This is a genomic window from Fusicatenibacter saccharivorans (genome assembly GCF_015557635.1).
GTDB lineage: Bacteria > Bacillota > Clostridia > Lachnospirales > Lachnospiraceae > Fusicatenibacter > Fusicatenibacter saccharivorans.
This window is the reverse complement of sequence record NZ_JADNOP010000003.1, coordinates 36,652-62,972: the sequence shown is the minus strand read 5'-3', so window position 1 is coordinate 62,972 and position 26,321 is coordinate 36,652. Positions and strand designations below refer to the sequence as shown.

Here is a 26,321-nt window from a genome sequence, read left to right as displayed (position 1 = left end):
GCTGTAATCTACAGAGCGGTAATTGAGACGGTTTCAAGTTTTATGTAAGCAGAAAAAACTGATATAAGATATGTCATTAGTTATCGAGGACGGAGCCCGTTTTGGGGACTCTGTCCTTGTTTGTATTATAATGCAATTTCCAGGCATGTCAAGCAGGCTGTCATCCGATGGAAATACAGTTTTTGATTTTGTGACTTTTCTGAGCTGGCGGTTAAATCCTTCGATGGTGTTGGTCGTATAGATCAGGCGTCGGACTGCTTCTGGATACTCCCGCCGGTGACGATTTTCACCAAATCCACATCTTTATTTTTTTAATAGCTTTTTAGTTTTTGATGCTGTAAACTGAATAACCGGTCCTGAGATAATGATCGTTACGATTGTACATATGCCAAACTTTCCCCCCAGCAAAACTCCGGTAAGTACCATAACAATATCCAGTATCATCCGCACTGTTTTTACCTGCCAGCCGTTCTTTTCCGCAAGAGAAAAGGTTAATGCCTCGTAAGAACCACGTCCCAGTGAAGCTGCCGCATAAACTCCTGTTCCGACTGCAAAAAGCATGACTCCCAGCAACATAATCAGTGCATTCACCCACAAATGCGTACTGTACACATGTGCATTTGCAAACAAATCAACACAGAGGCTATACACAAGCTGATAAATAATCGTACCAATATGTATCTGTGATCTGTCATAGAAAAATGAGAACACAATCATAATTATGGCTACAATCAGAGATGCCATGCCTATACTTATATGAAATGTCCTTGAAATCCCCTGCCACAAAACAGCAAGGGTTGCCCCTCCAAATCCCGCATACAATGCAAGGGTAATGCCATATGCTGCTATGATCGAACCAATCACAATGATTATTATTTTTTTCGTCCATTCTGTTTTACTCATTGTTATAGCCTCCTTTTATTTTTATTTGAATTCTTACTACGCATTTTATTTTTATACTATAAATGAGCAAGTTCGTGATTTTGCATAAAAGAAAGACACCTTGAATTCGATTGTGTTGTATAATGAAAGTGACCAAACCAACATTTACAGCATTCACGAAAGAAGGTGTCTCCTGCAAATACTATACATCATTCAGCATTCATATACAACCAGTTTAAAAAATTAGATTTATGCAAATCGTATTCTAATCGAATGATCAATCATCTTATGAGTATCCTGATTATCATCTTTCTTTCTGGATACCATGGAAAAACCACGGATTTTGCCAAAAACAGTTCCTGCCATAGAACTACAATTGCCCATTTCCTCAACTCTGGAAAGTGGGATGAATCGTTGCTTTCAGATACATTAAAACGGCCTGTCATTGAGATTATTTATTCAGAAGCAGCCCTCACCGGAAAACCTGTTTTCTGTATTGTTGACGATATGATAGCTGCAAAGACAAAGCCTTCGTCACGGGCTCTGCATCCGATTGAAGATGCGTATTTTCATCAATCTCATTTGAAAGGCAAACAGGACTATGGGCATCAGGCAGTTTCGGTTATGCTTTCCTGTAACGGCATTGTTTTGAATTATGCTTTTGTGCTGTATAACAAGGCAATTTCTAAAATCGACATTGTCAGCGAATTGGCTGCCGAATTATCCGTGACACATAAAAACTTTGATCTTGTGACAGTTAAAGGCAGAAACTCTTCCTTAACCCCGACCATGAGCACACTACCCGCCTGACTGAATTTTATGGCATTGTCCATAATATTCGACAGAATCCTTCAAATCTCCGCTCTGTAGTTTATTCATACCCAGCACATCATTTACCAGAGACACCAGATATTTCAGGGATTCCATTACCTTTTCTCTGATCTTCTGCTGCATCTGTGGATCATCTGCGTACTGATTTCCCATATTTACCATACCGATAATACCATTCAGTGGTGTACGGATATCATGACTCATCGTTGTCAGAAACCTTGTTTTCATTTCGGCTTCCCGCTTTGCTGCTTCCGCAGCAAAGTTAAGATCCTCTTCACGTCTCTTGGAATCGCTGATACTACGGACCGTACATAAAACATGGATTACATTTCCAGACTCATCCCTTTTTTTACAGTAAAAATTTTTCCATGCACCTGGAAGGCTCCTGATTGCCTGATTTCCATTTCCCTCTTCTACCTTGTGGGTTTTATGATGTTCCAGGCACCTAATCCAGATTCTTTTGTAACGTATCGATCAATTCTTCAATAATTATTGGCTTGGATAAGAATCCATCCATACCGCATTCCAGAACTTTCTTTCTGTCCTCATCAAAAGCATTAGCAGTCATGGCAAGAATGGTAATTCCCGACAGTGCCGGATCAGTAAGCGCACGGATCTGCTTGGTAGCCTCATATCCATTCATTACAGGCATCTGCACATCCATCAGTACCAGATCATAATCCCCTGGTATTGAATTTTTAATTTTCTCCACTGCCTCTGCTCCATTTTCTGCTGTATCAACCAGGAATCCATATTCTTTCAGAATTTCCACTGCAATTTCACTGTTCAGTTCATTATCTTCCACAAGAAGTATACGCCTGCCTCTGAAATCTAAATCTGCTGCCGGAAGAATCTTATCCTCTGCCTGGGCCTGTTTCTGACCGATGGCAGCCATCAGAGTCTCTCTGATATCTGACATAAACAGAGGTTTCGCGCAGAATGCAGTCACTCCTGCAGTTCTGGCTTCTGTTTCGATATCTGACCAGTCGTATGCCGTCAGAATAATGATCGGCGTATTGTCATCAAGACTGCGGATCTGACGTGTAACTTCAATTCCATTCATATCCGGCAGACGCCAATCAATGATATAAGCATGAAATGCATCCCCCAGCTCCATTGACTGTCGTGCACGGAGAACAGCCTCTTTACCCGAGACTGTCCATTCCGAACGCATTCCAACCTTTACAAGCATCTTTGTTACACTGTCACAGGTGTTAAAGTCATCGTCTACAACCAATGCCTTAAGACCCTCTAGTTCCGAAATCTTCTCTATGCGATGATGCTCAGGCTGAGTCCGAAATGGCAGACGGACTATAAACTCGGTGCCTTTGTCCTGCTCTGTCTGAACCTCAATAGTACCGCCCATCATATCCACGATGTTCTTGGTAATGGCCATTCCAAGTCCCGTACCCTGAGTCCTGCTGACTGTAGAAGTCCGCTCCCGCTCAAAAGGAGAAAAGATCTTCTGTACAAATTCCTGACTCATTCCAATTCCGTTATCCTTTACCCGAAATTCATACAGTTCGCTGCCTTTTACTTTTCCCGGGTACTGTCTGAGACGGACAGAAACGGTTCCGCCTGCCGGAGTAAACTTAACCGCATTTGACAAAAGATTCAGCAGTATCTGGTTCAGCCGCAGTTTGTCACAATAGACATCCTCATTCGTAACATCCATGGCATCCATATAAAGCTCCAGCTGCTTCGCATGAATCTGTCCACTGATGATCGTCTTCAGATCATGAAGCACATCCGACAGACAGACTTCTGTTTCTTCCAGATGGATCTTTCCGCTCTCAATCCGGCTCATATCCAATATATCATTGATCAGTGAAAGCAGATGCTTACTGGAAGAAAGAATTTTGCCCAGATAATCCTGAACCCTTTTTTTGTCATCAATATTACTTGCAGCCAATGTTGTAAATCCAATAATCGCATTCATTGGTGTCCGGATATCATGAGACATATTGGAAAGAAAAATACTCTTCGCCCTATTTGCAGTCTCTGCCGCATGGACTGCCTCAGAAAGAGCCTGGTTCATTTTCCGGTCAGAGGTACGGTCTGACATAACCAGAATATATTTCTTTTCCCCGTTTACCTCACTTCCCATTGCAATATTATGAAACCAGCGCCTTTCCCCTGTCTTCCGATGTATAAATTCACAATCCCACTCCTGCTGTTCATGAACCGGAATTTCTTTCAGATGATTCTTCTGCGAGTCTTCAGAATCTGCAGGGTGCAGTTTTCTTAAAACACGAATATCCTTGCGAATCTGTTCTACTGTAATACCCAGCAGTTTTTCCGCATTAGGGCTGACGTAATCCGTCTGATATGTTTGGGCATCCAGCATCAGGAAAACGTCATCCACATTCATGGAAAGCTTTTGAAACAGCTCATCACGGTACCGGATCTCCACATCCTTTCTTCTGAGATTTTTCCTGTTTTTCTGGATAATAAGACTGATAAAAAAGGCAGCAATGCAAAGTACAACAGCTCCAACAAGAAGCATCGTGGTAAACTGCAGATTGTTCATACTGGCATTGACAATATCAGCCTGGACAAGTCCCAGAAACATCCAGTCCTGAATATCCGATTTTTCATAGACCAGATAATAATTTCTTCCATCCAGATTCAGCAACATCGCATCAGTACGTCCCGCTTTAAACTTCTCCAAAAGGACATTGATCTCTTTTTCAGACATATCAGAATACCTACTCAGAAAACCGAAGAAATTATACACGTTCCCCCATAACTCGGAAGAATGATCAATCACAACACGACCATCCGGATGAATAATAAAACTCTGGGCATTTCCATCAAAAGCAGAAATATCCAGTACATCTACGATATCAGAATTTTCATAAGCAATGGCAATCGCATCATATTCAAATCCCTGATAAATTCCATGCGCCTTAGGTGTGGCAAAAACAAGCAGCTGGGATTTTCCGGGAACTGCTGCATTCGCTATCACATCATTTCCCTGCCGGATATCCTCTTCAATATTTTCCTGTAATCCAAGATACCCGGTTTCACCTGTCGCCATCTTGTAGTCACCGTCAGATGATAGAAAAAAGAATTCCAAAAAGCCTGCATCTTCCTGCGCTTTCTTTATATAATCACGGATCTCGTCTTCACCGGAAATATTCTGCAGATTCTCGCCCCAAATATGGAGGTAAGTCAGGTTCTTATTTGTCAGTTCTCTCAGCATCTGATCAGACTGATGAAGAACTTCCGTCAGATGAGAAACACTTTCCTCGTAAATAGATTTCGACATAAACTTATAATATCGGAAAACAGCCAGAACAACTCCTATAAAGAGAAGAAGAAAAGCAACTATTCTTAATCCTTTTTTCCTGACAGGTTTCTTTCTATTTCTATTATAATTCTTAACATCCATTTTTCTCACCTCAGGGTTATGTAATCTTCAGGTTCTGCAAGAACGGCATTACCACCTGAAACATATGCTGTCCAGGTATCTTTCACAGATGTAGCTCCTCCATCAAATATCATATTTTCATCTACAGGATAAGTTTCCATATGCTGCGGTGTGGCAAGACAGGTCACCGTGAAAGTATCCTCATCCCGAACTGCCTTTCCATCCTTTGTAACTTTACTTAATGTATAGCCATCTTCCGTTTCATTAATTTCCACAGAAATACCACTAACCACTGGCAAAGAGCCACGGTTAAACGGAATAAATCCTCCCTCATAGCCTTCTACAAAGTTTTTGATCATTTCTTTCAGCTCAGCCCCACTCATCTTGCTGCTGTAAGCCGCCAGACCATTTGGCATGATCATGTCACCTGCCATTTTTTCTGTGTAACCGGCTTTCAGCACATTTCCCGTAAAGCTGTTTCCGGTTGCGATCAGCACATCTGACCCATAGATGCCACGTAGCGTGTTTGCCATAACAGAATATGCTGCATTTCCTCCACTGCTGTGGAAACGGTTGGAATACGACTTCTGTGAATCCAGCACGATATCCTCAGAAGCAGTTTCTTCCTCAAGAAGCTGAGAATTAAATGACTGGTATGCCTGCCCTGCATCGTATTCTCCTGAGATCATTTTGGAAACCACATCCTTGGAAACAGAGAAAAAGTCACTTGACGCAATACGGATATACATATGGTTTTCTTCGATCACAGGTTTTATATCTTTCAGATATTCCGTAAGCTGCATATCCACCTCCTGACTGTAGCTTAACAGATCCTGTCCATCACTAATGATCCTGTTCTGCGCATCCTCTGAAAACATTGTATCCAGTACCTCCATTGCTTTCTTTCTGCGTGTTTCATCCTTTGTCAGATCACGGTTTAAGGCCACCTGGAAATATGGCGTAGTCATAATCCACTTTTCACCGTTCTCCTGAAAGAATGGAAGAAATGTTGTGTTAATGCCCTGATCCTGGAACATTTTTACACCGAAAGAACTGCCAAAGTACATGGCAAGCTTGCCACTTTTGTACATCTCAACAACATCATCATAATTCATATTCAAATCTTCCTGACTAAGCCCTGTATCCTGAATAAACTGTTCCATACGTTCAAAAGCCTCTGGCCAGACGGTATCGTCCAGACCTTCTCTCTTTGTATTTTCCGAGTCACTGTAGACCGTCCGCCACTTGCGTCCTTCCACAGAAGACAACTCTGATATAGACAGACCCTGCAGTGTTTCCATACAGGTATAATCATAAGAATAGTCTGCCGTAAATCCACGAACACCCACTTTGTCAAATGCCTGGCAGGCGGAAACAAAACTCTCGTAATCTGTTGGCAACGGGATATCATATTTTTCAAAAAGGTCTTTGTTCACTACAAAACCATGGGCATCTGCACACACAGGAAGCCAGTTTACGCTTCCATCCTCGTTCCTGAAATTGCTGAGGTAGGTATCATAGACAGCACCTGCCGCATTGGTTGTGGAAAGATCCATCAGACTGTCTTTCAGAGGACTTGCATCATGCAGGGAAAATCTGCAGCAGGTTATAATATCCGGCAATCCACCGTTTTCATCAAGGAACTTGTAGAAATCCAAATCATTATTCCCTACAACAAACTCGACATTGATATCCGGAAGCTGTTCCTGGATATATGGTGCATATTTTTCATACAGGTTTGTGCTCCATAAATATACTGTGATTGTTTCTGCATCTTCTTTTTCCGCACTCTTCCCTCCACAGCCTGACAGAAGCGATACGGCTGTCACCATCACTAAAAATACAGACAAAACCTTGCTCCATTTTTTCTTTTTCATTACAAGTTCTCCTAATAGAATTGTTATAGTCACATCTATGAAATAACACCGTAAAAAAGCACTGCCAAACAGACAGTGCACCTCATTTCATGCAACTGGCTGCCATTTTACAGGCCCTGTAGCTTTGCGTCCCAGACTTTCATCTGGTTTGCCGATCGTCCTTTTTAAGCTTTTAAACTTATGCAAAAAACTGATTTTATTATACTATGGCACTCTACTGTACACAAGAAAAACATTACCATTTTAACCTTCAAAAGCAAAAAAAGAACAGCCGATACATATACTCGAACTGTTCTTCTACTTCCGAAGTCCACGCAGCATTGCTTTTAGTAGAAATCTATCACAATCATAAACGAGTTCCTCTTCAAGAATTTTACGAAAGGGCCATGGCAAAAGCTAAATGCCGCTCTGCTTGATTTTTCTGCCTGTCTGTATCATACTGAACTTATTAACAGACAAGGAGGAATTTAAACCATGGATGCAAAGCTTATAGAGGAACTCAGACAAAAATACAGCAAGAATCCTCCAGAGGGAATGACATCCAATCTGGTCAAAAACATGACAGACTCTGACCTTTTGGATATGCACTATTTTCTTACCGAGGATGATGACCTCGATGACGATGAATTTGAAGAAGGTTTTTACATCGACTTCTTTTAATCTATCGTCTGTTTTCTATGCCCGCTTTTGTGCGGGCTCTTTTTATCAAGAGTTCGACGAATGTCGAACTTTCCTATTATATAAAAAGAAAAAGCCGCTGACACGTTATCTTCTAACGCATCAACAGCTTCTGTCTTGCTTTGTTTCAGTGTATTATTCGGTTTTGCAAAGGTTTATTTGCTTTCAGCATTCTCCCTGATACGGTAATAATCATCCATATCAATGCCTATTTTTACCTTGGCATCTGGTTTTCGTTTGCCCAAAAGGCACACAGTCTCAACGGTACTTTCGTTGTCCCAACAAAGTTCCTGTATTTCCCTGTCTCCAAAATACACCGGAAAACGGAACTTTATGTGCTTCAGGAATCTGCCATCTGGCTGCTCCTGCTCGTAAATGTCCACCTGTTCTACAAAGCTATTAAGAAATTCTTTCTTCTCCAGATCGGTGAACTTATCATATAGTTTATCAAAATATAAAAGAAATTGATAGACGTTTTCTTCTGATATTTTCTGTTGCCGAATATTCAACAGGCGATTCTTTACTTCCTCTATACTGTTCTCCACGCCTTCGATCTCATCGTACAGACGGTATAACCTTGTCTCCATATCCTGATATTTCTTCTCATAAAATTTATCCATAATATCCAGACTGTCCATCTGCTGTCCAAGTCTTGCTTTTGCTCCGGTCAGCTGCCTGTGCTGCTTTTCCAATCCGTCAATCTCTTTTTCTATTTCTTCTGTATCTATTCTTGAACCAATTTTATTCAGAATTGCTTCTTCAAATTTAGGATTCTTCACCAGCTTCCGAATAACTTCTTCCACTGCATTGTTAATCTTCTCCTCACTCCATTGTTTACGATATCCACATTTATGACCGTCTACCAGACGACGATGTTTACAGGCATAATAGAAATAATCTTTATATAAGGTTCCGTCTTTCTTTTTCTTTCGGTTCACGTTTCCATACATACCACTTCCACATAACGGGCATCTCAATATTCCAGATAAAATATGCTCATGATCGAGACTATGTGTCTTTTCATATTTCACACCTGTTTTTTCCCGTTTTTGATGTGCCAGCTCCCAGTCTGTTTCTGAAACAATCCCTTCATGGATACCATCGTGCAGCATATAATTTTCCTGCTTTACAATGCGGTATTCATTTCTTGTACCAGAAACTTTCTCGTTTTTCCTTCGTCCATAAGCCAGCTTTCCACAGTATACCGGATTATCCAGAACGCCCTTTATAAATGAAGCGGCAAATGCGTCCAGTGTATTATTCTGTCGTTTTTTCTTTTTGTATCCATGCTGGTTCAGCCATGCAGCAATCGCAGAGATTCCCATATTGGTATGAATAAATTTGTCATAGATCAGACGAATAATCTCTGCTTCGTCCTCTGCAATCTGCAATTCTCCATTTACTAATTCATAACCATACGGAGCAAATCCACCATTCCATTTTCCTTCCCTGACTTTCTGCTTACGTCCTTCCATTGTCTGAACAAGGATATTCTCTCGTTCGATCTCTGCCACCGCAGACAGAACAGAAATCATCAGCTTTCCACTATCTTTTGAGCTGTCAATTCCATCTTCTACACAGATCAGATTCACTCCAAAATCCTGCATCCTCTGCAAAGAATTTAAAACATCTGCCGCATTACGACCAAATCTGGAAAGCTTGAACACCAGTACAAACTGCACCTCATCTGTTCCATTCTCAATATTATCCAACATTCTCTGAAATTCCGGTCTGCCCTCTACGCTTTTTCCAGACTTACCTTCATCGGAATACTCATTTACGATTTCCATGTTCTGAAATTCCGCATATCTCTCGAGTTTTTCTTTCTGAGCATCCAGACTGTAGCCATCTACCTGCATGGTTGTGGATACTCTGGTATAGATATCACATTTTATCTTTTTATTCACTTTTCCTCCTCTCCTCAGAACATCCCAAAGCAATTTCCAACAATTCCGTTGCAACTTGTGAATTTCTGATACGCATTAAGTTATCCCAGACATCAGCTTTTCCAAGTAGATTCATCCCACCATGCCATACTATTTCATCATCAATAACGGCAAAACATTCTTCTACTTCTGTTCTTGTTATCACATTTATTCCTACCAATTGCATTGCTCTGATTAATTCATAACATACATCTGACTTTCCGTAAGTAATATCTTCCGGATCTGTTGTAATAACTGTGACCTTTACCCCTACTTCCTGTCTCTTCTTGACTAGTAATAAAAATCTGTCAATTTTATCCTGTCTGATATCCGGACTGGAAATTACCACCATTTTTTCTGACTCTACAATATCTTGCTCGAATTTTTCGGTATAATTTACAGAATCAAATATTGCATTTATTATTTGTTTAGGTTGCAACTCTTGCGTCCAGATTGAAAATCCCATTTTCCTATATGTTCTCAATCTTTTTGCATACATTTTATCAAAATAACGCACATGCGAATCGATATAATCATACACATAAACGGCTTCTTTTCCGACATAATCTCTGTTTAATCTACCTACATACTGTTCCAGGCGTCCTTCAAAAGATACAGGTGCTGCAAGCATTAATACATCCAGTCTTGGGAAATCAAACCCTTCTCCTATTTTCTGACCAGTTGCCACCAAAATAAGCGATTCATTTTCAGGTATCTGCTTTAATTTTACTCTTATTTCAGCATTTTCCTTATCCGAATTATCCCCATACAGAAGGAATACATGATCTGCTTTTTTCTTTAAGGCATCATGTAAAAATTTTGCATGTTCCTTAAATCTTGTCAAAATTACAGGAGTTTGTTTTCTTGCAACACAAGTTATAACATCATCTATGATCATTTCATTGCGCACCTTACTGGTACTAATCAAATTATATGCTTTATTAATATTATCCTTGCTTTCTGCAGTATCAACTACTCTTGTGTATCTTGGGACAAAATAATGTCCAATCCCCTGTTCCTTAGCCCTCTCCAATGCAGTAAATCTATGTCTCAAAGGTCCTAACAGCATATAGATGATCCGATCAAGACTGTCACCACGTTTAGGTGTAGCAGAAACACCATATACGTATTTTGCATTTATTTTCTGCAATAATTCCATAGATGTGTTAGAAGCTGCGTGATGACATTCATCCATAATTACCATTCCGTAAGAATTAATCCGTTCATTAAATTTTCCTCTGCTGTACATTGAACCAACCATTGCAACATCTATAATCCCTGTCAATGTATTTTTATTTCCGTGCAAAACGCCTATCACACTATTTCTTTTTTTCTTTCTTCCTGTTTTTGTTTCATATTCCGGTGGTTCTTCTCTTATCTCTAAGAAATGATTCAATTCATCAACCCACTGATTAAGCAAATCTTTATTTTGCAGCAAAATGAGCGTATTTACTTTTCGCTCTGCAATAAGGTAACTACATACTACAGTCTTTCCAAATGCAGTTGCCGCACTCAAAACCCCATCTGAATGTGATAATAATTTTTCTGCTGCTAATTCCTGTTGCATTCGCAAATCACCTTTAAAAGATACTCTGATAGGTTGTCCTGTTTCTCTTTGATCTGAAACATCAACTGAAATGCCTGCTTTTTCACATTCCTGTATAATATTTTCCCGCAGTCCTCTCGGAATCTGTATATATCCATCTATATCCTTACCTAAATATACAGTACTGAAATTATAATAATTAGAATATCCCAGCCTTTTATTTTTGTAAAATTCCGGATTATCAAATGCCGCCAAACTACGGACCTGATTTTGTATTCTTGGCATAAGATTCAGAGTATCAATATAAACTCCATTGCCCAATACCATATGAAGCTTGCCCACAACATCTGACTTACAAAACTCACATTTCTTCTTCCATGGTTTCGGTCTGACATTCTTCTCAATATTAGTAAGCGTTCCTCTGACTTCTGCTAATTCTCCCTGCCATTTTGCCATGCATTGTTCAACATCTTCTATTCCCAGCTTTTTTGTTTTATTGAAAAGAGCATCCCATTGATCAGGATATGCATTCCAATTTTCATCTACAAAAGCACTATTTCCATTTTTAAGTGCCTGCCCCTGTAATGGCAATGCAATCAAATTACCTATGCTGCTTGCCACATCCTGCGAAGGATACATTCTATCATAATAATGAAAAGATTTCAGATTGATGGAAGTTGAACCCTTGTCTAACAGGAGAAATCCAAAATTCCTTGCTGTTGCCGCAGATATTGCCTTTTTAAAGAAAATCCATACATGGGCACCTTTTCCAGATCGAGATCTCTCAACTAAAGGTCTGATACCATTAAGCTCACACATTTTTCTAAGCGCATCCACTTCTTTATGCCACTCATTATCCGTATTTGCAAAGTCCGTAACCTCTGCTCCTTTTTCATGATTATCAAAATCAAATACAATAAATCTGCATGTTCCATTTGGCAGTAAAGGATATACACCTATTACATCTGATCCATCTTCTTTTGTGCCTAACAAATGAGCAATTATTTTTTTTACATCCAGACTTATCCATTTGGTATTTTCACATTCATCACAAAATACCTTCTCTTTACGTTGTTTAGGACAAAGCCGGTCATTCCAACGATTTGCACATTGTGGAAAATAACCCCCGTTCTTTCCCCGTCTGGCATATACATCTTCTCTTCCCCAAAACATCGAAAAGAAACGTATTGCCATTTTCTCTGTAATATATGGCGGATTTACAATACGACTCCCTTGATCCAGGTCATATTCTTCTGCACTTTCTATTTTTTCTTCAAAAGGATTCACCTCTTCATATGAAATGCCTGCTTTCTTCAATTTATCTTTTAATATCTTGTTCTCATATTCAAGCAACCTAACCATTTTTCTCAATGAATCAGCATCATATGCTTCTATGTTCAAACCTTCCACCTACAATTCTTATTATCTCGTAACATAACTTCCATTCAATGTCCCAACTTAATTTTAGTACTTGTTCCAACTATTTTCAATACTTATTTTCCGTATTGACGCATTTCTTCGCCAATCGTATAATTAAGTTAGATACAGAGCATTTCTGTTATCAAAATATTGCCCGCCCACCATTGGCGACTTATAAATGATTGGCTCGAAAATATTGTTCGCTTACCGGAAGCGTCTAATAAATGTCCGGCTTGAAAATTATTTAGAAATTATTTTTGTTTTCGATATTGTGTTTTTATCACACATTGCATATACTATAAATACACAAAAAAGCCAAAAAAGAGGAGGTGTTAGTATGGCTACTTCAAGTATTACTCATAATTTTGTCGTATCCAATCCAAATAGCATAAAGCGTTTTGTCGCAGCAATTGACGAAGCCGACCGTGACCGCACACCAAAGCAGACACTTCCCGGACGTCAGTTAACGAACCCACAGGAAATCTTAGCTTTAATGTCAAAAAGGAAGAAAAAACATGTCTGATAAATATTTTACCGTTAATATTCGGGCATATTTGGATAAAGACGAACCGACATATATCGGAGAGGAAAGTCTTTACGACTTACTCTCCGATTTTTCTTGTCCCAAAAATCTCGATGTGGAATACTTTTTATTACATAATGCGATTGAGTTTACCAAAAAAGATCAATCTATCACTTATCTGGTATTTGATGCTGAAGATGCTTCATTGGTTGGTTATTTTTCACTTACAGTAAAACCCATCTCTGTCCGTGCTTCAAATATCAGCAAGACAATGGCAAAAAAGCTGTCCCGTGTCAGTATTTTGGATGAAGAAACACAATCCTATACTACCGCAGCTTACCTGATCGCCCAGTTGGGAAAGAACTATTCTCTTCCAAAGGAAAAACGAATTCCTGGAAATATTCTACTGGGATTTGCACTGGAAACCATATCCAGTCTCAAATATTCCGTAGGTGGCGTTATGGAGTTTCTTGAATGCGAAGATAATGAATTTCTTCTGAGCTTTTATACGCAGAATCATTTCAAGCCATTTGATACTCGTATTACCGCTTCTCAGAATAATGAGCCACACACTCTGCATCAGCTTTTAAAATTTATTTGATTTAAAAATGCATGAAAAAAGCGACAGTCTGATTTACATTTTGTATTTCAGGAAACTGCCGCTTCTTTTTCTTCCTTATTCTGTTTTTCTTCCTCCAACTCCCGGAGGACTTCAGCGCCGTACTTATCAATCATCCGTACCAGAAAATCAATGCACCGCTCAAATTCAATATTCTGTTGCATAAGCTCCTCCCGTTATTGTTTTGATCTGAGCTTATTTTACAGAACCTGCCGGAAAACCACATTGAATAGAAATTGATTGTAAATTGACACAATCACTTTAAAAATATCCGTATTTTCTTGAATCGAATGTATGTTCGTGTTATGATAGATATACTTAATCTTAACTACGAAAGGGGAATTTCTATTGAATCGATGCGATTTTTCTTCTATTAGCACTTGCTTAAAAAATCATATCAGCGAAAGTAATCAAATGAGTCAGCCTGATTTTTTATACGAATTATTTGAAGATTTTATGGATGATCCGACAAATCAGGATTTTTCAATGGACAACGGTCTGGTTTGCCGCTGGATGACTGGTCAGGCTAAAATCAGTCCTAAAATATCCGCTTACTATTCCAAGTCATCCAATCAGGAAAAATTAGCCCATACCATCCACCAGAATCTTCTTCCACTGATGTCTGACTGTAATATGGTTATACAAGATATTTACACTTTATTCATTCAGGATGACAGCATCTCAGATGCGAAAAAGAAAAATCTGACTCCCTTATATAAACCAGCCAGTTCAAGACTGCTGTTTCTTGCAAAACTGATTTCTTTTGGCATGGAACGCCAATTCATCAAACGTAATACCAAAAATCAGAAGCTGCTCGCCGGAGGCGCTTTATCCCCCATTGTGCTGGATTATATTATGGACAGTGAGGTTCCGAAACCATGCCGTCATTTTATCGGAAGAGATAAAGAACTGGAAGAATTATATACCATGCTTGAGGAAAACCGTCATGTTTTTCTTTGCGGAATCGCCGGAATTGGAAAAAGTGAACTTGCCAAAGCCTACGCAAAGCGGTACATAAAGCAATACACCAATATCCTTTATGTAGAATATACCGGCAATCTTCATCAGGATATTACTGACATGGATTTTATTGACGATCTTCCGGAAAGCACTGAACAGGAACGGTTTCAAAGACATAACCGTTTCCTGCGTTCCCTGAAATCTGATACTCTGCTTATCATAGATAATTTTAATGTCACTGCCACACAGGACAGCTTTCTGTCAGTAGTATTAAAATATCGCTGCCAGATTTTGTTTACAACCAGAAGCAAACTGGATGAATACTGTACTCTGCCATTAAAAGAAATAGAGGATATGAACGCTCTCTTACAGCTGGCATCAGCATTTTATTCAGAGGCAGACGCATACCGTGCAACAGTTGAAAAGATCATCGAAACTGTTCACTCTCATACTTTTGCCGTGGAACTGGCAGCAAAACTTCTGGAAAATGGAATCTCGACTCCAGACCAGTTATTAACAAGACTTCAGGTGGAAAAAGCATCTTTCCATAACGAAGATAAAATTAAAATAATCAAAGATGGACAAAGCAGCAAAGCCACCTATTATAGTCATATCCATACGCTGTTTTCTTTATACACTTTATCTCTTAAACAGCAGGATATCATGTGTAATATGTGCTTTCTTCCTTCCACCGGTATTTCTGCCCGTATATTTGCCAAATGGCTGGAACTGTCCACACTAAATGAAATCAACGATTTAATTGAGACTGGTTTCGTTCAGACAACAACACGTCGCACTATCTCTCTGCATCCGATGATTCAGGAAATCACCCTTTCAGAGACAAAACCATCTGTAAGTAGTTGTCACACGTTTCTGGATTCTTTACAGCACATATGTTTAATGCATGGAATGGAAGTAGATTATTATAAAAAGCTATTTCAAACAATCGGAAATATCATAGAATTAATTGAAAAAGATGATATGCCAAAGTATCTGCTTTTTCTGGAAAATGCATTTCCATACATGGATAACTATAACTATCACAAAGGTATGAAGGGAATCATTCAGGAACTGAAGGTGCTGTTAAAGACAAAAAGCATTGGCACCAACTCTGACCGGGCGTTATTACTGGATTTTCAGGCAACCCTTGAAACCAAACCTGAAAAAGCAATAAAACTGGAAAAGGATGCACTTGCCCAGATAGAAAATATCACTGCTGACAATGCTCGCCTTGTTTCCAACCTTCATGCCAATCTCGGTGGACTTTACCGCATGAACGGTCATCCCGATCTTGCAAGAGAACACATGGAAAAAAGTATCTCACTGCTTGACCAATTTAACCTGCTTCATATAAATGACAGCATACCTCAGATTGCCAATTATGCAATGTTCCTGACAGAACAGCAGGAACCCGAAAGAGGCATCTCTGAATTGCAAAAATTATCCGGCATCATCAAGGAATACCATTCCGATGACTGTCTGGATTATGCCAAAGTACAGGAAACCCTTGGAACCATTTATCTGATGACTGCCAATCTTCCGCAAGCCAAAACACATTTTAAAAGAGCTTTCAAAATATATGAAAAGATCTGGGCTGATGAACCAGAAATGATTGAAGCAAAATATCAGGAAATTCAGGAGTTATATCCACAGATTGGATTTTGCATTGGAAAAAATCTATCCGGTCTTTTAACAAAATAAGCATAATTTACGGCGGGCAACTTGCCCGCCGTTATATTCAACTATTCGTCAAATAAATATATGCATCTTCCAAAGTGATATCATTATCCAGGACACAATTCTCATTTGGCTTTCCTTTGCTTAATACTTTCATATGAATTCCATTTTCTACATACTGCTTAGATGGTATAGAATAATTGGCTTCTAACAAACGGGCTTCTTCTGCATTTTGTACCGTACAATTCCAAACACAGCCCTTTGCATTTTCCAGCAACCCACTCACGCTTCCAGAATATAAAAAACTTCCCTTTTTCATAATGGCAAGCTGTGTACAGGTTGCTGCTAAATCTTCTACTACATGAGTGGAAAACAGCACAGTTCTATCCTTTGAAAAATCAACCAAAAGATTGCGGATCCTGATTCTTTCTTCCGGATCTAACCCGGTGGTAGGTTCATCAATAATCAAAAAATCCGGATTATTAAGAAGTGCCTGTATGAGTCCGACACGTCTCTTCATACCACCAGATAATTGCCGCATTTTTTTATTCTGATGCTCTGTAAGAGAAGTCTTTTCCAGATAATAGGTAATTCTTTGTTCGAGGTCATTTCTGGCTACTCCTGACAGTCCCCCCATATATACAAGACATTCTTTCACCGTAAGATTCGGATATAAGTCGATTTCCTGTGGAAGATAACCAATCTTTTTCTGTATTTTCTCATAATTTCCCTCGTTATACAGAATTCCATCAAGGGAAACCATTCCTTCCGTTTGTTTTAAAACAGTTGTAAGAACCCTCATCAAAGTGGTTTTTCCGGCACCATTCTCACCCAAAAGTCCGTAAATTCCCTTAGGTATTTCAAGAGATGCCTTATTTACTGCAACTACACCATTTTTAAATCTAACTGTTAAATCATTTATTCTAATACTCATAATCTATCCTCTTTTCTTTAAAGTCATTGGTAATACTGCAAATAAAAACAGCCCCGCTATAAAAGACACAAGCGTTCCATAAATCCAACTCTCGGACATTAATTGAGTAGGTTCACAAAAGCTGAAAGAAAACAATCCCAGATTTCCGAAAAATGAACTTCCCGCTTTTGATATAAGTCCAATGACAATTCCAAATAAACATCCAATACCTGCCCACATATTTCGAAGCAATGTACACAAAATCACAGAGCATATACTCCAAAGCCAGATAGTTCCAAACATTGCAATGAAATATAAAAGAAATATCTGAATACCCGAAATGCCTTCGTTTACACTGCCCGGTTTTTGCCAGAAAAACAAAACATATCCAACACAGGAAAGTATTAATAAATATAATATTTGAACGCCCACTCTCTGCGATATTACTTTTAACTGCTTTTTTTGATCATACAAATGAAATACATCGGCACGCTTACTTTTTACTTCCATCAAATATGTGTCACTACAAAAAATAATTGTTAAAAATGCTATTGGCGACTGAATCGCTGAACCGATTTCTTCATAGTATATAATCGGATGAATAGCACACAATATCAGTATAAATGCACATGAATAAAAAATCTTATATAACGACAGGCAGTTTTTTAGTTCCGTTTTCAATGAACCCTCCTCCTTTTCCAGATTGTAACAGAAATACATACTAATATAACTGATGAAATTACAAGAATAATCTGATTTATGTTTGACATTTTGGCTACATGTGTTTCAAAAAATCTGCCAGGGAATCGCACCATAATAGAGAACGGTCTCATATAATAAATATCATTCTTCATGGTCAGCATATTTGAATATATAATGTGTAAAAACAAGATTGGTGCTGCCGGAAGCGGATTTTTAAATATTAATGCTGTAATTGTATAGACACAACATATCATCAAAAGATTCGGAACAATATAGATCAGAGAATTCACGCAAAAATCAATTGGTGTTACCGGAAAGCCCGATTCTAAAGACGTTTTCAAACACAGCATAAAGAATATAACATTCAAAATCACTAATACTCCCAGCATACTAATGAATCCGCTTATTACTTTCCCACATATATATTGGACTGCCGTAACAGGCTTTGTATGTAATAATTCATAGGTACTTTTTCGTGTATCCTGAATAAATAAAAATGATAGCAAGACTGTTGCAAAAAAGGCCATATGCAATCCTGCAAAATCCGTAAATTTTTTGGCAAAGTACCAGGAAAAAGAATGTTCGGATAATTTCCGCTCGATATAATGATTGATTTCTTCTGCTGTCCCCTTATGAATTTCAAGGTCCTCATAAGCATATATTGCATTATAATAGCCATATTGGGATTCCAAAAACTCAGAAGCAGTCTTTACATCCATATTCTGAATTTCTTTCATTACATGATCTGCTTCCTGCCTGCTAAATCCAAAACCATTTTTGGAGGTGTCCATTAACGTCTCTTTGATCGTATCTTCCCACTCCCTTCTTCTTTCTTTATCATCAGATGTGGGAATGTACCCATCCATGACATCAGCATCTTCCAATGCTACGTCATTTTGTGTGATCTGTTCATTCTGTTTGATATAATGAATTTGCAAATACGATGACAGACATTGATACATACTGGCAACTATAATAATCAAGCCAATCCACAAAACAGGGTTCTTTAAATAATCAAGTATACTTCTTTTTATGATTGTTTTCATTGTATCTCTTCCTTTCTTTATTTCTTTAACAACATCATACAAATCAATTCTCAATAAATTCACAACAAAAAAGACTAAAACCACTTTATTTGTGATTTCAGCCTTATAAAGTATTTTTATTCAGCTTTGAAAAGAGCTTCTACATGAGCACCGCCTTGTCTGGCATTATATATTTTCAAATTTCCTCCATGCTTTTCACAGAAAATACGAGAAATATACATACCAAGGCCAAAATGCTTTAAATCATCTTGTGGATTCTTATGATAAAATGGCTCTGTTACTTTTTCCTCAGTATCCACAAATCCTATTCCATCATCTTCAACAGAAATTATAAGAAAACCATCCTTTTTCTTTATCTGCAAAGCAATACTTTTTTGTGCATATCGAACCGCATTTTCCAGTAAGTTGTCTGTCACTTCCATGACAAGTTCCTCATCCACTTTCACAATGTTTTGTTCCTGCACTCTTTCTACCTTACATAATTTACTTTCCTTCTTGGACAGCATGGCAGCTTCTGCCTTAATCTTTTTTGCCAGTTCCGATAACTCTATCTCTGAGCATTGCAGTTCCCTCTGTTCTAAATGGGACATTTTTCTCATGTTTTCCGTGAAATGCTCTATACGGTCAATCTGATACATGCCTGTTTGTAAGATATCAATAACATCCTCTGTTTTTATACTCTCGGCAGAAACAAACTCTAAGAGCATTTCCTGATACCCACGCAATATGGAAAGTGGAGAACGTATATCATGTGCAATTGCATTCCGCAAAGCCTTCTCGTCATCAATCATTCGCCACATCTTTCTGTTGTTATCTGCTAAATCACTTCGCATCATTTCAAATTCTTTACACAAAGTTCCCATCTCATCTTTATTTTCATAGGACACATGAAAATCCAGTTCATTATCTGCAATCATTTGTGAGGCATCTTTTAGTTCCTGTAGAGGTGTCTTTAACTTATTTTTATAAAAAAAGAATACCGCAACAACACTCCCAACAATCGAAAAAATCAGTACCGAATATGTTTCCATAAAGTCACACATTTCCGAAAGATGATAGTCCAAACGATTCATCTGCGATTGATTAGGTCTTGATATCTCAATCTCGTATTTCTTTCCATATTGCTGAAACACGTCCGTATAATCTGCATAATCAATATATTTTTCCCATATTTTATTCTGCATATTTCCTGCAAAATGAACTGTAAATCCAGATAACAGAAATGCTGCCGTTAAGCTGATCACAAAATAAAGCAGAATTGTTTTTTTCAGTGACAAGTTTCTTATTTTTTCCATCGGTATCCAATCCCCCATACAGTTTCTATGTATTCTTTTTCTGAATAATCCGCTATTTTTTTCCTTATACGCCGTACTAATTCCGTTATCGTTCTACTGTCCCCTTCCGCATCATATCCACAGACTTGTGCATATATACGTTCTTTATCAAACACCTGCCCTGGATGCATGGATAAGAATTCAATAATCTGATATTCAATTTTTGTGAACTCCATCCTGTGTCCGGCTATAGCTACTATTTTTTCAGAATAATCAATCAGCATTTCATCCATGAAACGGTATTCCGTTTTTTGTTGATGCCTTTCTTCTCTCTTTATGTTTGTGACAATCCTTGCTTCCAACTCCCGAAGACTAAATGGTTTCGTAATATAGTCATCCCCACCCGAAAGCAACCCATTAATTTTATCATCTTCATCAACTCTTGCTGTTAGAAACAAAATCGGGCATAACACTTTACTGCGTATCAGACGACATACTTCAATCCCATCCATGCGTGGCATATTGATATCCAACAAAATAATATCCGGTTTCATTTTTATTTTATTTAATGCTTCCATTCCGTCTGTAGCCGTAATGGTTTCATATTGTTTCATATTAAAATAACTACAAAGCATTTTCACCAATTCTTTATCATCATCGACAACTAAAATCTTGTATTTCATCCAAACCACCTCCAGTATCCATATTATACGATAAAAAACAATGAAATCACAACAAGAGTACATGAAGAACGTAAGCACAATATATCTTTTTTCTCAATTCCAGCTCAATTTCCCCTCAATGCCTTTTTCCTCCGATTTTCGTATGCTTATCTCACAGCAAAGCAGTACCACACCGGTACGACCTGCTGAATCAATCAATACGAAAACGGAGGTATTTTTTATGCGAGAACTCAGAAACACAAAAATCATTGCTGTAGATCATGGCTACGGCAATATGAAAACAGCAAACACCGTCACGCCAACCGGAATCAAAGCCTATGAAACAGAACCAATCTTCACCGGAAATATTCTGGAATATAACGGCATTTACTACCGGATTGGCGAAGGACACAAAGAATTTATCCCGGATAAAGCTATGGACGAAGAATATTATCTTCTGACACTAATGGCTATTGCAAGGGAAATGAATATCTTTTCCATCCGTGAAGCAGATGTTCATCTGGCTGCCGGACTTCCTCTGACATGGATCAGAAATCAAAGAGAAGCTTTTCGTTCCTATCTGCTCCAGAATCCAGAAGTCCATTACCGTTTTAACGGCAAAGAGTATCATCTCCGCTTTGCGGGATGCAGTCTTTACCCACAAGGGTATCCGGCTATCGTAAACCAACTCGGAAATTTCAAGGGAACCAATCTCCTTGCAGATATCGGAAACGGAACCATGAACATTCTGTATATCAACAATAAGAAAGCTCAGGAGAGCCGATGCTGGACAGAAAAACTTGGTGTAAACCAATGCATGATTGCCGCAAAGAACGCTGTTCTGGACAAATTCGGAGTGAAAATTGAAGAATCCACAGTAGAACAGATTCTGCGGTTTGGAACCGCTGACATTTCAGCACCATATCTGGATTGTATCAGTTCTATTGCCAGACAGTATGTGGCAGAACTTTTTTCCACGCTCCGCAAATATGAATACAATCCTGACCTGATGCGCCTGTATGTGGTTGGCGGTGGTGGATGCCTGATCCGTAACTTCGGAACGTATGACAAATCACGAGTCACCATCATTGATGACATCTGCGCCACCGCCAAAGGTTACGAATCTCTGGCTTATATGAGCCTGAAAAGGAGGGGATAAACCATGCAGAACAATATCCGCAACACCAACCTGCGCTTTAATCTGGGCAAAGAACAGCAGCGGAGAGCCTGGGAATATTTACAGACAATGGACAGGCAGGATTTTAAATCTTACAGTCAGGTAATCTCTCTTGCACTGGTAGATTATTTTGACCGCTACTACCGCACACAGGCTGATCCTTATCTGGAAACAAGAGAACGGGAAGAACTTTTTGTGAAACAGATTGTAGATGCAGTGGAAAACAGTCTGAAACAGGCATTGCCACTTTTTCTTTCCGGACTGACTACAGGCATGGCGCAAAGGGAGCCCCAAATCAGGGCGTCCTTTCCAACACCTGAAAATTCACAGCCAGATAGTGATGTAGACTGGGATTTTCTTGGAGAATAACTGATTGGAGGTGAACACATGACGGACTTTCTGACAGCAGACACCAACCTGCCATCTTATATGATGTTTCCCCGTTTTCTTCTGGACATGGAAATAAACGAAACTGCCAAAATGCTTTATATTATCCTGCTCGACCGGGCAAGGCTTTCCCAGAAAAATGAGGGCTGGTCAGATATCAATGGTCATGTGTTCATTTACTTTACAATTGAAGCACTGGCAGACGTTCTCCATAAAAGCCAGATGACGGTTAAAACTGCTCTGGCAGTACTGGAAAAACAGGAGCTTATCTTCCGAAAACGGCAGGGACCCGGACAGCCCAATCGGATTTATGTAAAACTCCCAAAAGAAACCATCCACTATACAGACAGATTTCTTTCCCTAAGACAGACAGAAAACTGTCCTATTGACAGACAGGATTCTTTTCCTGATACAGACAGAAAACTGTCTGGTAATAAGAAAGAGATAAAAAAGAACAATTTAGAAAAAAGAGGGAGTAAGGAGCCACTCTCACCCTATGGAAAATTTCAAAATGTTTTTCTGTCAGAAAAAGAGCTTGAAGATATCCGGCAGACAATCCCTGACTGGAAGGATTATATTGAACGCTTATCCGGTTATATGGCTTCTACCGGAAAGCAATATCAGAACCATGCAGCTACCATCATCAGTTGGGCAAGACAGGATCATCCTGCTTCCCGGCAAAGAAATTACGAAAGTGAGGAATACGAAACACTATGACAAGATTTACAGAAAAAGCAACCGCTATAACACCAAGCAGAGAGCTTCAGCCTGATGAATATTTTAACGAAACAGACCACCTGATCTACTGTTCCAAATGCAATACGCCAAGACAATGCCGGCATGAATTACAGGGAAAAGTTCTTATTCCTTCTATTCGCTGTAAATGCCAGCAGAAAATCTTTGAGCAGGAAGAAGCCCAGAGAAAACTTCATGAAAAACAAATGGAAATAGAGCATCTTAAAACCAGCGGCTTACAGGACAAAGCACTCTATGACTACACTTTTGCCAGGGATAACGGCATCAATCCGGAAATAAAACTGGCACACAATTATGTAAGCAACTGGGAAGAGATGAAAGCAAACGCCTCCGGACTTCTCATCTGGGGTGATGTCGGTACTGGAAAATCTTTTTTTGCAGGCTGCATTGCCAATGCCCTGCTGGAAAAAGGCGTTCCTGTACTGATGACCAACTTTTCCCGGATTCTGAATACCCTTACCGGAATGCATTTTGAAGACAGAAACCAGTTCATCAACAACTTAAACCGCTACAGTCTTCTGATTATTGATGATCTCGGAATTGAGCGGAACTCTGACTTTGCACTGGAACAGGTATTCAATGTGATCGACAGTCGTTATCGCAGTAAAAAGCCTCTGATCATAACGACCAATCTCACTTTATCAGAGCTGAATAATGCCGCTGATATCGCACACAAACGAATTTATGACCGTATTCTGGAGAGATGTATTCCTGTCCGTATCAATAACCGGAATATTCGTCAGGACAATGCAACAGCTAATTTAAAACAGGCGAAAAAAATCCTGTTGAACAATCATGCTCCGAACCAGAATTGACTCGAAGAAGTATAACACAATGATTACTTTTCACTGACAGTGGTACTACTTTCTTTCCTCATTTATTACCAGAAATATGCCACTGTCAGTTATCTAAAACCATAGTACCAAACCAAAAGATTTTAAAACCAAAACTGCCCGGATACGGGCATAAAAAGGAGGTGCCAGATATGGCAGATAAAAGAATCATGACACCGGAAGAAAAAGCACTTTTACAGGCAAGACACCGCCAGGAAGAAGCCGAAGCAAGAAATCGCAAAAAAGAACGTGATGCCAGAACACACCGATTAGTCCAGGAAGGAGCCATTCTGGAAAGTATTGTTCCCCATATTAAAGAAATGGATTTAGATTCCCTGAAACGGGAGCTGATGATCCGGCTACGGGGAATGTAAACGCACAAGTTCTACTCCCGAAGGGCGCACTTACTCACCACCTGATAAATCAGGCAGTGGTATCCCCTTCGGGGCTCGTGCGCTCTGCCGAGGGCTTTATCCGCTGTTGCAGGCAACATCGAAAGGAGGTGCCAGATATGGCAATTTATCATATGCAAGCCAAAGTCGTCAGCCGTGGTTCCGGTCGGTCTGCTGTTGCTGCTTCTGCTTATATGAGCTGTAGCCGCATGTACAATGATTATGATGGCATTCAGCATGACTATACCAGAAAGCAGGGTCTGATCTATCAGGAAGTGATGCTTCCTCCAATGGCTCCATCGAAATGGAATGACCGGGAACAACTCTGGAATGCTGTGGAAGAAAACGAAAAGACCAAAGACAGCCGACTTGCAAGAGAATTTGTTGTCGCACTCCCCGTTGAGTTGGATAAAGACAGCAATATTTCTCTTCTTCAAGATTTTATTAAAAAGAACTTTGTAAATATGGGGATGTGTGCTGATTTTGCCATTCACGATACAGATGGTCACAATCCCCATGCTCACATTCTTCTTACTGTCCGACCACTAAATGAAAATGGAACATGGCAGTATAAAACGGAAAAAGAATATCTCTGTATAAAAGACGGGCAAGAAAAAGGCTTTACTGCTTCTGAATTTAAAACTGCTCAGAAACAGGGATGGGAAAAGCAATATCGCTATAAAATTGGGAAAAAGAAAGAATATCTGACTTCCTCTGTTGCACAGGAAAAAGGATATGAACGGATTGATAAACACCCCAAGAGCAGCCGATATGGCAGACAGAATCCTATTTCCGAACAATGGAACAGTGATGAACAACTTTGCATCTGGCGGGCAAACTGGGCAGATGCCGTAAATAAAATGCTTGCACGTAATCAGATAAATGCTACCATTGATCACCGCAGCTTTGCAGATCAGGGAATCACCGAACAGCCAACCATCCATGAAGGCTACATTGCCCAGAATATGGAAAAGAAAGGCATAATAGCAGACCGCTGTGAAATCAACCGACAGATTCGTGCGGATAACAAAATGCTCCGAGAATTAAAAGCAAATGTAGCAAAACTGGCTGAAGCTGTAGAAAAGTCTGTTCCGATAATTGCAGAAACATTGGAAGCAATCCGAAGTCACATGATTTTTACACAATATCATTTGCTCCACAATGAGATGCAAAAAGAAGTGATCCATGACTGGATGAATCATTTTAATCCAATACTGAATAAATACAACACCGTTAAAAAGGAACTCAAAGCTAAAGTTACAGAACGGAAAGAGCTGAATGTAAAAAAAGAGAAAACCAGTATTTTGAATCCCATTCAGCATATAAAATTGAATCAGCAGCTTACCACTGTTACCGAAGAAATTGAAGAACTGAAATCAAGGAAAGAGCAGCTAATCTTCCAGACACAATGCTCTACCGATAAAGATATGACAAATCTATCCAAGAAATATGACCAGATGAATAACAATCTTGATATCCTGGATTCTCAGGACATCTCGCTCCAAAAACAGCTTGAAAAAGACGCCGCCGCTTTCCGGGAAGAAAAATTTCGTCCTGAACCTGAACAGTATACAGAATTGCTGGACACCAGAATCCAGATACGTTCTGATTTCCGGGATAAGCTGATCGAGCAGCTCAAAAGTACTTTTGGTAAGTATTATGACTATCACCGTCGTGATATTGCAACCAATGAGGTGGATTATCTCAATGTGGAAGATCCTGATGTCTTCTCCCATCGTGCATGGGAACTTGAATATCAGAGGAAACAGGAAGTTAGAAGAAATCAACCTACTCGAACTAAGAAAAGGTCACATGATATGGAATTATAATCAATCTTCATGTATGCATTACTCTAAAATCCCGGTACCA

At 39.2% G+C, this 26,321-nt stretch carries 23 protein-coding genes, 1 pseudogene and 1 riboswitch; of the genes and pseudogenes, 11 read left to right on the top strand and 13 right to left on the bottom strand.

Annotation, left to right across the window (positions count from 1 at the left end):
* Positions 1-153: 153 nt before the first annotated feature.
* Together I2G42_RS03485 and I2G42_RS03480 are read right to left on the bottom strand one after the other, a co-directional pair.
* Positions 154-270: pseudogene (locus tag I2G42_RS03485) on the bottom strand (transposase); the annotation flags it as partial.
* A gap of 33 nt (positions 271-303) precedes the next feature.
* Positions 304-903, bottom strand: coding sequence for a YczE/YyaS/YitT family protein (locus I2G42_RS03480; RefSeq protein WP_055219524.1), 600 nt, complete (start codon positions 901-903; stop codon positions 304-306).
* Between the two features lie 267 nt (positions 904-1,170).
* Between I2G42_RS03480 and I2G42_RS03475 the strand changes: the two genes are divergently transcribed.
* Positions 1,171-1,692, top strand: coding sequence for a hypothetical protein (locus I2G42_RS03475; protein ID WP_227093618.1), 522 nt, complete (start codon positions 1,171-1,173; stop codon positions 1,690-1,692).
* Here the strand turns inward: I2G42_RS03475 and I2G42_RS03470 are convergent.
* The 3 genes from I2G42_RS03470 to I2G42_RS03460 form a co-directional block, all read right to left on the bottom strand.
* Positions 1,681-1,941, bottom strand: coding sequence for a sensor histidine kinase (locus I2G42_RS03470; protein WP_173829168.1), 261 nt, complete (start codon positions 1,939-1,941; stop codon positions 1,681-1,683). The genes I2G42_RS03475 and I2G42_RS03470 overlap by 12 nt on opposite strands.
* Before the next feature lie 217 nt (positions 1,942-2,158).
* The gene (locus tag I2G42_RS03465; RefSeq protein ID WP_118600577.1) at positions 2,159-5,107 is read right to left on the bottom strand and encodes a hybrid sensor histidine kinase/response regulator; all 2,949 of its coding nucleotides are present in this window, start codon (positions 5,105-5,107) and stop codon (positions 2,159-2,161) included.
* Between the two features lie 5 nt (positions 5,108-5,112).
* Complete coding sequence (locus tag I2G42_RS03460; protein WP_195530747.1) at positions 5,113-6,963, bottom strand: ABC transporter substrate-binding protein; 1,851 nt, start codon at positions 6,961-6,963, stop codon at positions 5,113-5,115.
* 87 nt (positions 6,964-7,050) lie between these two features.
* Positions 7,051-7,126: riboswitch (cyclic di-GMP riboswitch) on the bottom strand.
* Positions 7,127-7,437: 311 nt separating this feature from the next.
* Between I2G42_RS03460 and I2G42_RS03455 the strand changes: the two genes are divergently transcribed.
* Positions 7,438-7,623: a hypothetical protein gene (locus tag I2G42_RS03455; RefSeq protein ID WP_055219533.1), complete on the top strand. Its 186-nt coding sequence runs from the start codon at positions 7,438-7,440 to the stop codon at positions 7,621-7,623.
* 173 nt (positions 7,624-7,796) lie between these two features.
* Here I2G42_RS03455 and I2G42_RS03450 read toward each other — a convergent pair whose 3' ends face one another.
* Together I2G42_RS03450 and I2G42_RS03445 are read right to left on the bottom strand one after the other, a co-directional pair.
* Positions 7,797-9,548, bottom strand: coding sequence for a recombinase family protein (locus I2G42_RS03450; RefSeq protein WP_330611270.1), 1,752 nt, complete (start codon positions 9,546-9,548; stop codon positions 7,797-7,799).
* Positions 9,541-12,513, bottom strand: coding sequence for a TOTE conflict system archaeo-eukaryotic primase domain-containing protein (locus I2G42_RS03445; protein WP_082424587.1), 2,973 nt, complete (start codon positions 12,511-12,513; stop codon positions 9,541-9,543). Before I2G42_RS03445 ends, I2G42_RS03450 begins: the two co-directional genes overlap by 8 nt.
* A gap of 355 nt (positions 12,514-12,868) precedes the next feature.
* On the opposite strand from I2G42_RS03445, the gene I2G42_RS16320 reads away from it, so the two are divergent.
* Both I2G42_RS16320 and I2G42_RS03435 read left to right on the top strand, forming a co-directional pair.
* Positions 12,869-13,054 carry a hypothetical protein gene (locus I2G42_RS16320; protein ID WP_009245306.1) on the top strand — a complete coding sequence of 62 codons (186 nt, stop codon included), beginning with the start codon at positions 12,869-12,871 and terminating at the stop codon, positions 13,052-13,054.
* Entirely contained in the window at positions 13,047-13,655 is a 609-nt protein-coding gene (locus I2G42_RS03435) for a hypothetical protein (protein ID WP_055157105.1), read from the top strand. Before I2G42_RS16320 ends, I2G42_RS03435 begins: the two co-directional genes overlap by 8 nt.
* 47 nt (positions 13,656-13,702) lie before the next feature.
* Here the strand turns inward: I2G42_RS03435 and I2G42_RS16565 are convergent, their stop codons facing one another.
* Positions 13,703-13,837 (bottom strand): hypothetical protein, encoded by a 135-nt coding sequence (locus tag I2G42_RS16565; RefSeq protein ID WP_005348500.1) that lies wholly within the window; start codon positions 13,835-13,837, stop codon positions 13,703-13,705.
* 250 nt (positions 13,838-14,087) lie between these two features.
* Between I2G42_RS16565 and I2G42_RS03430 the strand changes: the two genes are divergently transcribed.
* Positions 14,088-16,334 carry a tetratricopeptide repeat protein gene (locus I2G42_RS03430; RefSeq protein ID WP_155203572.1) on the top strand — a complete coding sequence of 749 codons (2,247 nt, stop codon included), beginning with the start codon at positions 14,088-14,090 and terminating at the stop codon, positions 16,332-16,334.
* Positions 16,335-16,371: 37 nt separating this feature from the next.
* On the opposite strand, the gene I2G42_RS03425 is transcribed toward I2G42_RS03430, so the two are convergent.
* The 5 genes from I2G42_RS03425 to I2G42_RS03405 all read right to left on the bottom strand — a co-directional run bounded on the left by I2G42_RS03425 (position 16,372) and on the right by I2G42_RS03405 (position 20,928).
* A complete protein-coding gene (locus I2G42_RS03425; protein WP_195530746.1) occupies positions 16,372-17,244 on the bottom strand; it encodes an ATP-binding cassette domain-containing protein in 873 nt (290 codons plus the stop codon).
* Between the two features lie 3 nt (positions 17,245-17,247).
* On the bottom strand, positions 17,248-17,904 hold the full coding sequence (locus I2G42_RS03420; RefSeq protein WP_008705633.1) for a hypothetical protein: 657 nt from the start codon (positions 17,902-17,904) through the stop codon (positions 17,248-17,250).
* A complete protein-coding gene (locus I2G42_RS03415) occupies positions 17,901-18,971 on the bottom strand; it encodes an ABC transporter permease subunit (RefSeq protein WP_173829151.1) in 1,071 nt (356 codons plus the stop codon). Before I2G42_RS03415 ends, I2G42_RS03420 begins: the two co-directional genes overlap by 4 nt.
* Before the next feature lie 116 nt (positions 18,972-19,087).
* Positions 19,088-20,266 (bottom strand): HAMP domain-containing sensor histidine kinase, encoded by a 1,179-nt coding sequence (locus I2G42_RS03410; protein ID WP_055268386.1) that lies wholly within the window; start codon positions 20,264-20,266, stop codon positions 19,088-19,090.
* On the bottom strand, positions 20,254-20,928 hold the full coding sequence (locus I2G42_RS03405; protein WP_014080778.1) for a response regulator transcription factor: 675 nt from the start codon (positions 20,926-20,928) through the stop codon (positions 20,254-20,256). Before I2G42_RS03405 ends, I2G42_RS03410 begins: the two co-directional genes overlap by 13 nt.
* A gap of 220 nt (positions 20,929-21,148) precedes the next feature.
* On the opposite strand from I2G42_RS03405, the gene I2G42_RS03400 reads away from it, so the two are divergent.
* The 6 genes from I2G42_RS03400 to mobQ all read left to right on the top strand — a co-directional run bounded on the left by I2G42_RS03400 (position 21,149) and on the right by mobQ (position 26,281).
* On the top strand, positions 21,149-22,066 hold the full coding sequence (locus I2G42_RS03400) for a ParM/StbA family protein (RefSeq protein ID WP_055219541.1): 918 nt from the start codon (positions 21,149-21,151) through the stop codon (positions 22,064-22,066).
* Between the two features lie 3 nt (positions 22,067-22,069).
* Positions 22,070-22,453 (top strand): hypothetical protein, encoded by a 384-nt coding sequence (locus I2G42_RS03395; RefSeq protein ID WP_055219543.1) that lies wholly within the window; start codon positions 22,070-22,072, stop codon positions 22,451-22,453.
* Positions 22,454-22,471: 18 nt separating this feature from the next.
* Positions 22,472-23,188, top strand: coding sequence for a replication initiator protein A (locus tag I2G42_RS03390; protein ID WP_055268382.1), 717 nt, complete (start codon positions 22,472-22,474; stop codon positions 23,186-23,188).
* Positions 23,185-24,042, top strand: coding sequence for an ATP-binding protein (locus tag I2G42_RS03385; protein ID WP_055219547.1), 858 nt, complete (start codon positions 23,185-23,187; stop codon positions 24,040-24,042). The genes I2G42_RS03390 and I2G42_RS03385 overlap by 4 nt, the downstream gene beginning before the upstream one ends.
* 170 nt (positions 24,043-24,212) lie before the next feature.
* Complete coding sequence (locus tag I2G42_RS03380; RefSeq protein ID WP_005362330.1) at positions 24,213-24,434, top strand: DUF3847 domain-containing protein; 222 nt, start codon at positions 24,213-24,215, stop codon at positions 24,432-24,434.
* A 137-nt stretch (positions 24,435-24,571) separates the two neighbouring features.
* Positions 24,572-26,281 (top strand): MobQ family relaxase, encoded by a 1,710-nt coding sequence (gene mobQ, locus I2G42_RS03375; protein WP_055219549.1) that lies wholly within the window; start codon positions 24,572-24,574, stop codon positions 26,279-26,281.
* The last annotated feature ends 40 nt before the right edge of the window (positions 26,282-26,321 follow it).

What these genes read in the sequence shown, in the direction of transcription:
- I2G42_RS03480 (WP_055219524.1), bottom strand. Translation starts at nt 903, where the DNA reads ATGAGTAAAACAGAATGGACGAAAAAAATAATAATCATTGTGATTGGT.
- I2G42_RS03475 (WP_227093618.1), top strand. Translation starts at nt 1,171, where the DNA reads ATGAGTATCCTGATTATCATCTTTCTTTCTGGATACCATGGAAAAACC.
- I2G42_RS03470 (WP_173829168.1), bottom strand. Translation starts at nt 1,941, where the DNA reads ATGAAAACAAGGTTTCTGACAACGATGAGTCATGATATCCGTACACCA.
- I2G42_RS03465 (WP_118600577.1), bottom strand. Translation starts at nt 5,107, where the DNA reads ATGGATGTTAAGAATTATAATAGAAATAGAAAGAAACCTGTCAGGAAA.
- I2G42_RS03460 (WP_195530747.1), bottom strand. Translation starts at nt 6,963, where the DNA reads ATGAAAAAGAAAAAATGGAGCAAGGTTTTGTCTGTATTTTTAGTGATG.
- I2G42_RS03455 (WP_055219533.1), top strand. Translation starts at nt 7,438, where the DNA reads ATGGATGCAAAGCTTATAGAGGAACTCAGACAAAAATACAGCAAGAAT.
- I2G42_RS16320 (WP_009245306.1), top strand. Translation starts at nt 12,869, where the DNA reads ATGGCTACTTCAAGTATTACTCATAATTTTGTCGTATCCAATCCAAAT.
- I2G42_RS03435 (WP_055157105.1), top strand. Translation starts at nt 13,047, where the DNA reads ATGTCTGATAAATATTTTACCGTTAATATTCGGGCATATTTGGATAAA.
- I2G42_RS16565 (WP_005348500.1), bottom strand. Translation starts at nt 13,837, where the DNA reads ATGCAACAGAATATTGAATTTGAGCGGTGCATTGATTTTCTGGTACGG.
- I2G42_RS03430 (WP_155203572.1), top strand. Translation starts at nt 14,088, where the DNA reads ATGAGTCAGCCTGATTTTTTATACGAATTATTTGAAGATTTTATGGAT.
- I2G42_RS03425 (WP_195530746.1), bottom strand. Translation starts at nt 17,244, where the DNA reads ATGAGTATTAGAATAAATGATTTAACAGTTAGATTTAAAAATGGTGTA.
- I2G42_RS03415 (WP_173829151.1), bottom strand. Translation starts at nt 18,971, where the DNA reads ATGAAAACAATCATAAAAAGAAGTATACTTGATTATTTAAAGAACCCT.
- I2G42_RS03410 (WP_055268386.1), bottom strand. Translation starts at nt 20,266, where the DNA reads ATGGAAAAAATAAGAAACTTGTCACTGAAAAAAACAATTCTGCTTTAT.
- I2G42_RS03405 (WP_014080778.1), bottom strand. Translation starts at nt 20,928, where the DNA reads ATGAAATACAAGATTTTAGTTGTCGATGATGATAAAGAATTGGTGAAA.
- I2G42_RS03400 (WP_055219541.1), top strand. Translation starts at nt 21,149, where the DNA reads ATGCGAGAACTCAGAAACACAAAAATCATTGCTGTAGATCATGGCTAC.
- I2G42_RS03395 (WP_055219543.1), top strand. Translation starts at nt 22,070, where the DNA reads ATGCAGAACAATATCCGCAACACCAACCTGCGCTTTAATCTGGGCAAA.
- I2G42_RS03390 (WP_055268382.1), top strand. Translation starts at nt 22,472, where the DNA reads ATGACGGACTTTCTGACAGCAGACACCAACCTGCCATCTTATATGATG.
- I2G42_RS03385 (WP_055219547.1), top strand. Translation starts at nt 23,185, where the DNA reads ATGACAAGATTTACAGAAAAAGCAACCGCTATAACACCAAGCAGAGAG.
- I2G42_RS03380 (WP_005362330.1), top strand. Translation starts at nt 24,213, where the DNA reads ATGGCAGATAAAAGAATCATGACACCGGAAGAAAAAGCACTTTTACAG.
- mobQ (WP_055219549.1), top strand. Translation starts at nt 24,572, where the DNA reads ATGGCAATTTATCATATGCAAGCCAAAGTCGTCAGCCGTGGTTCCGGT.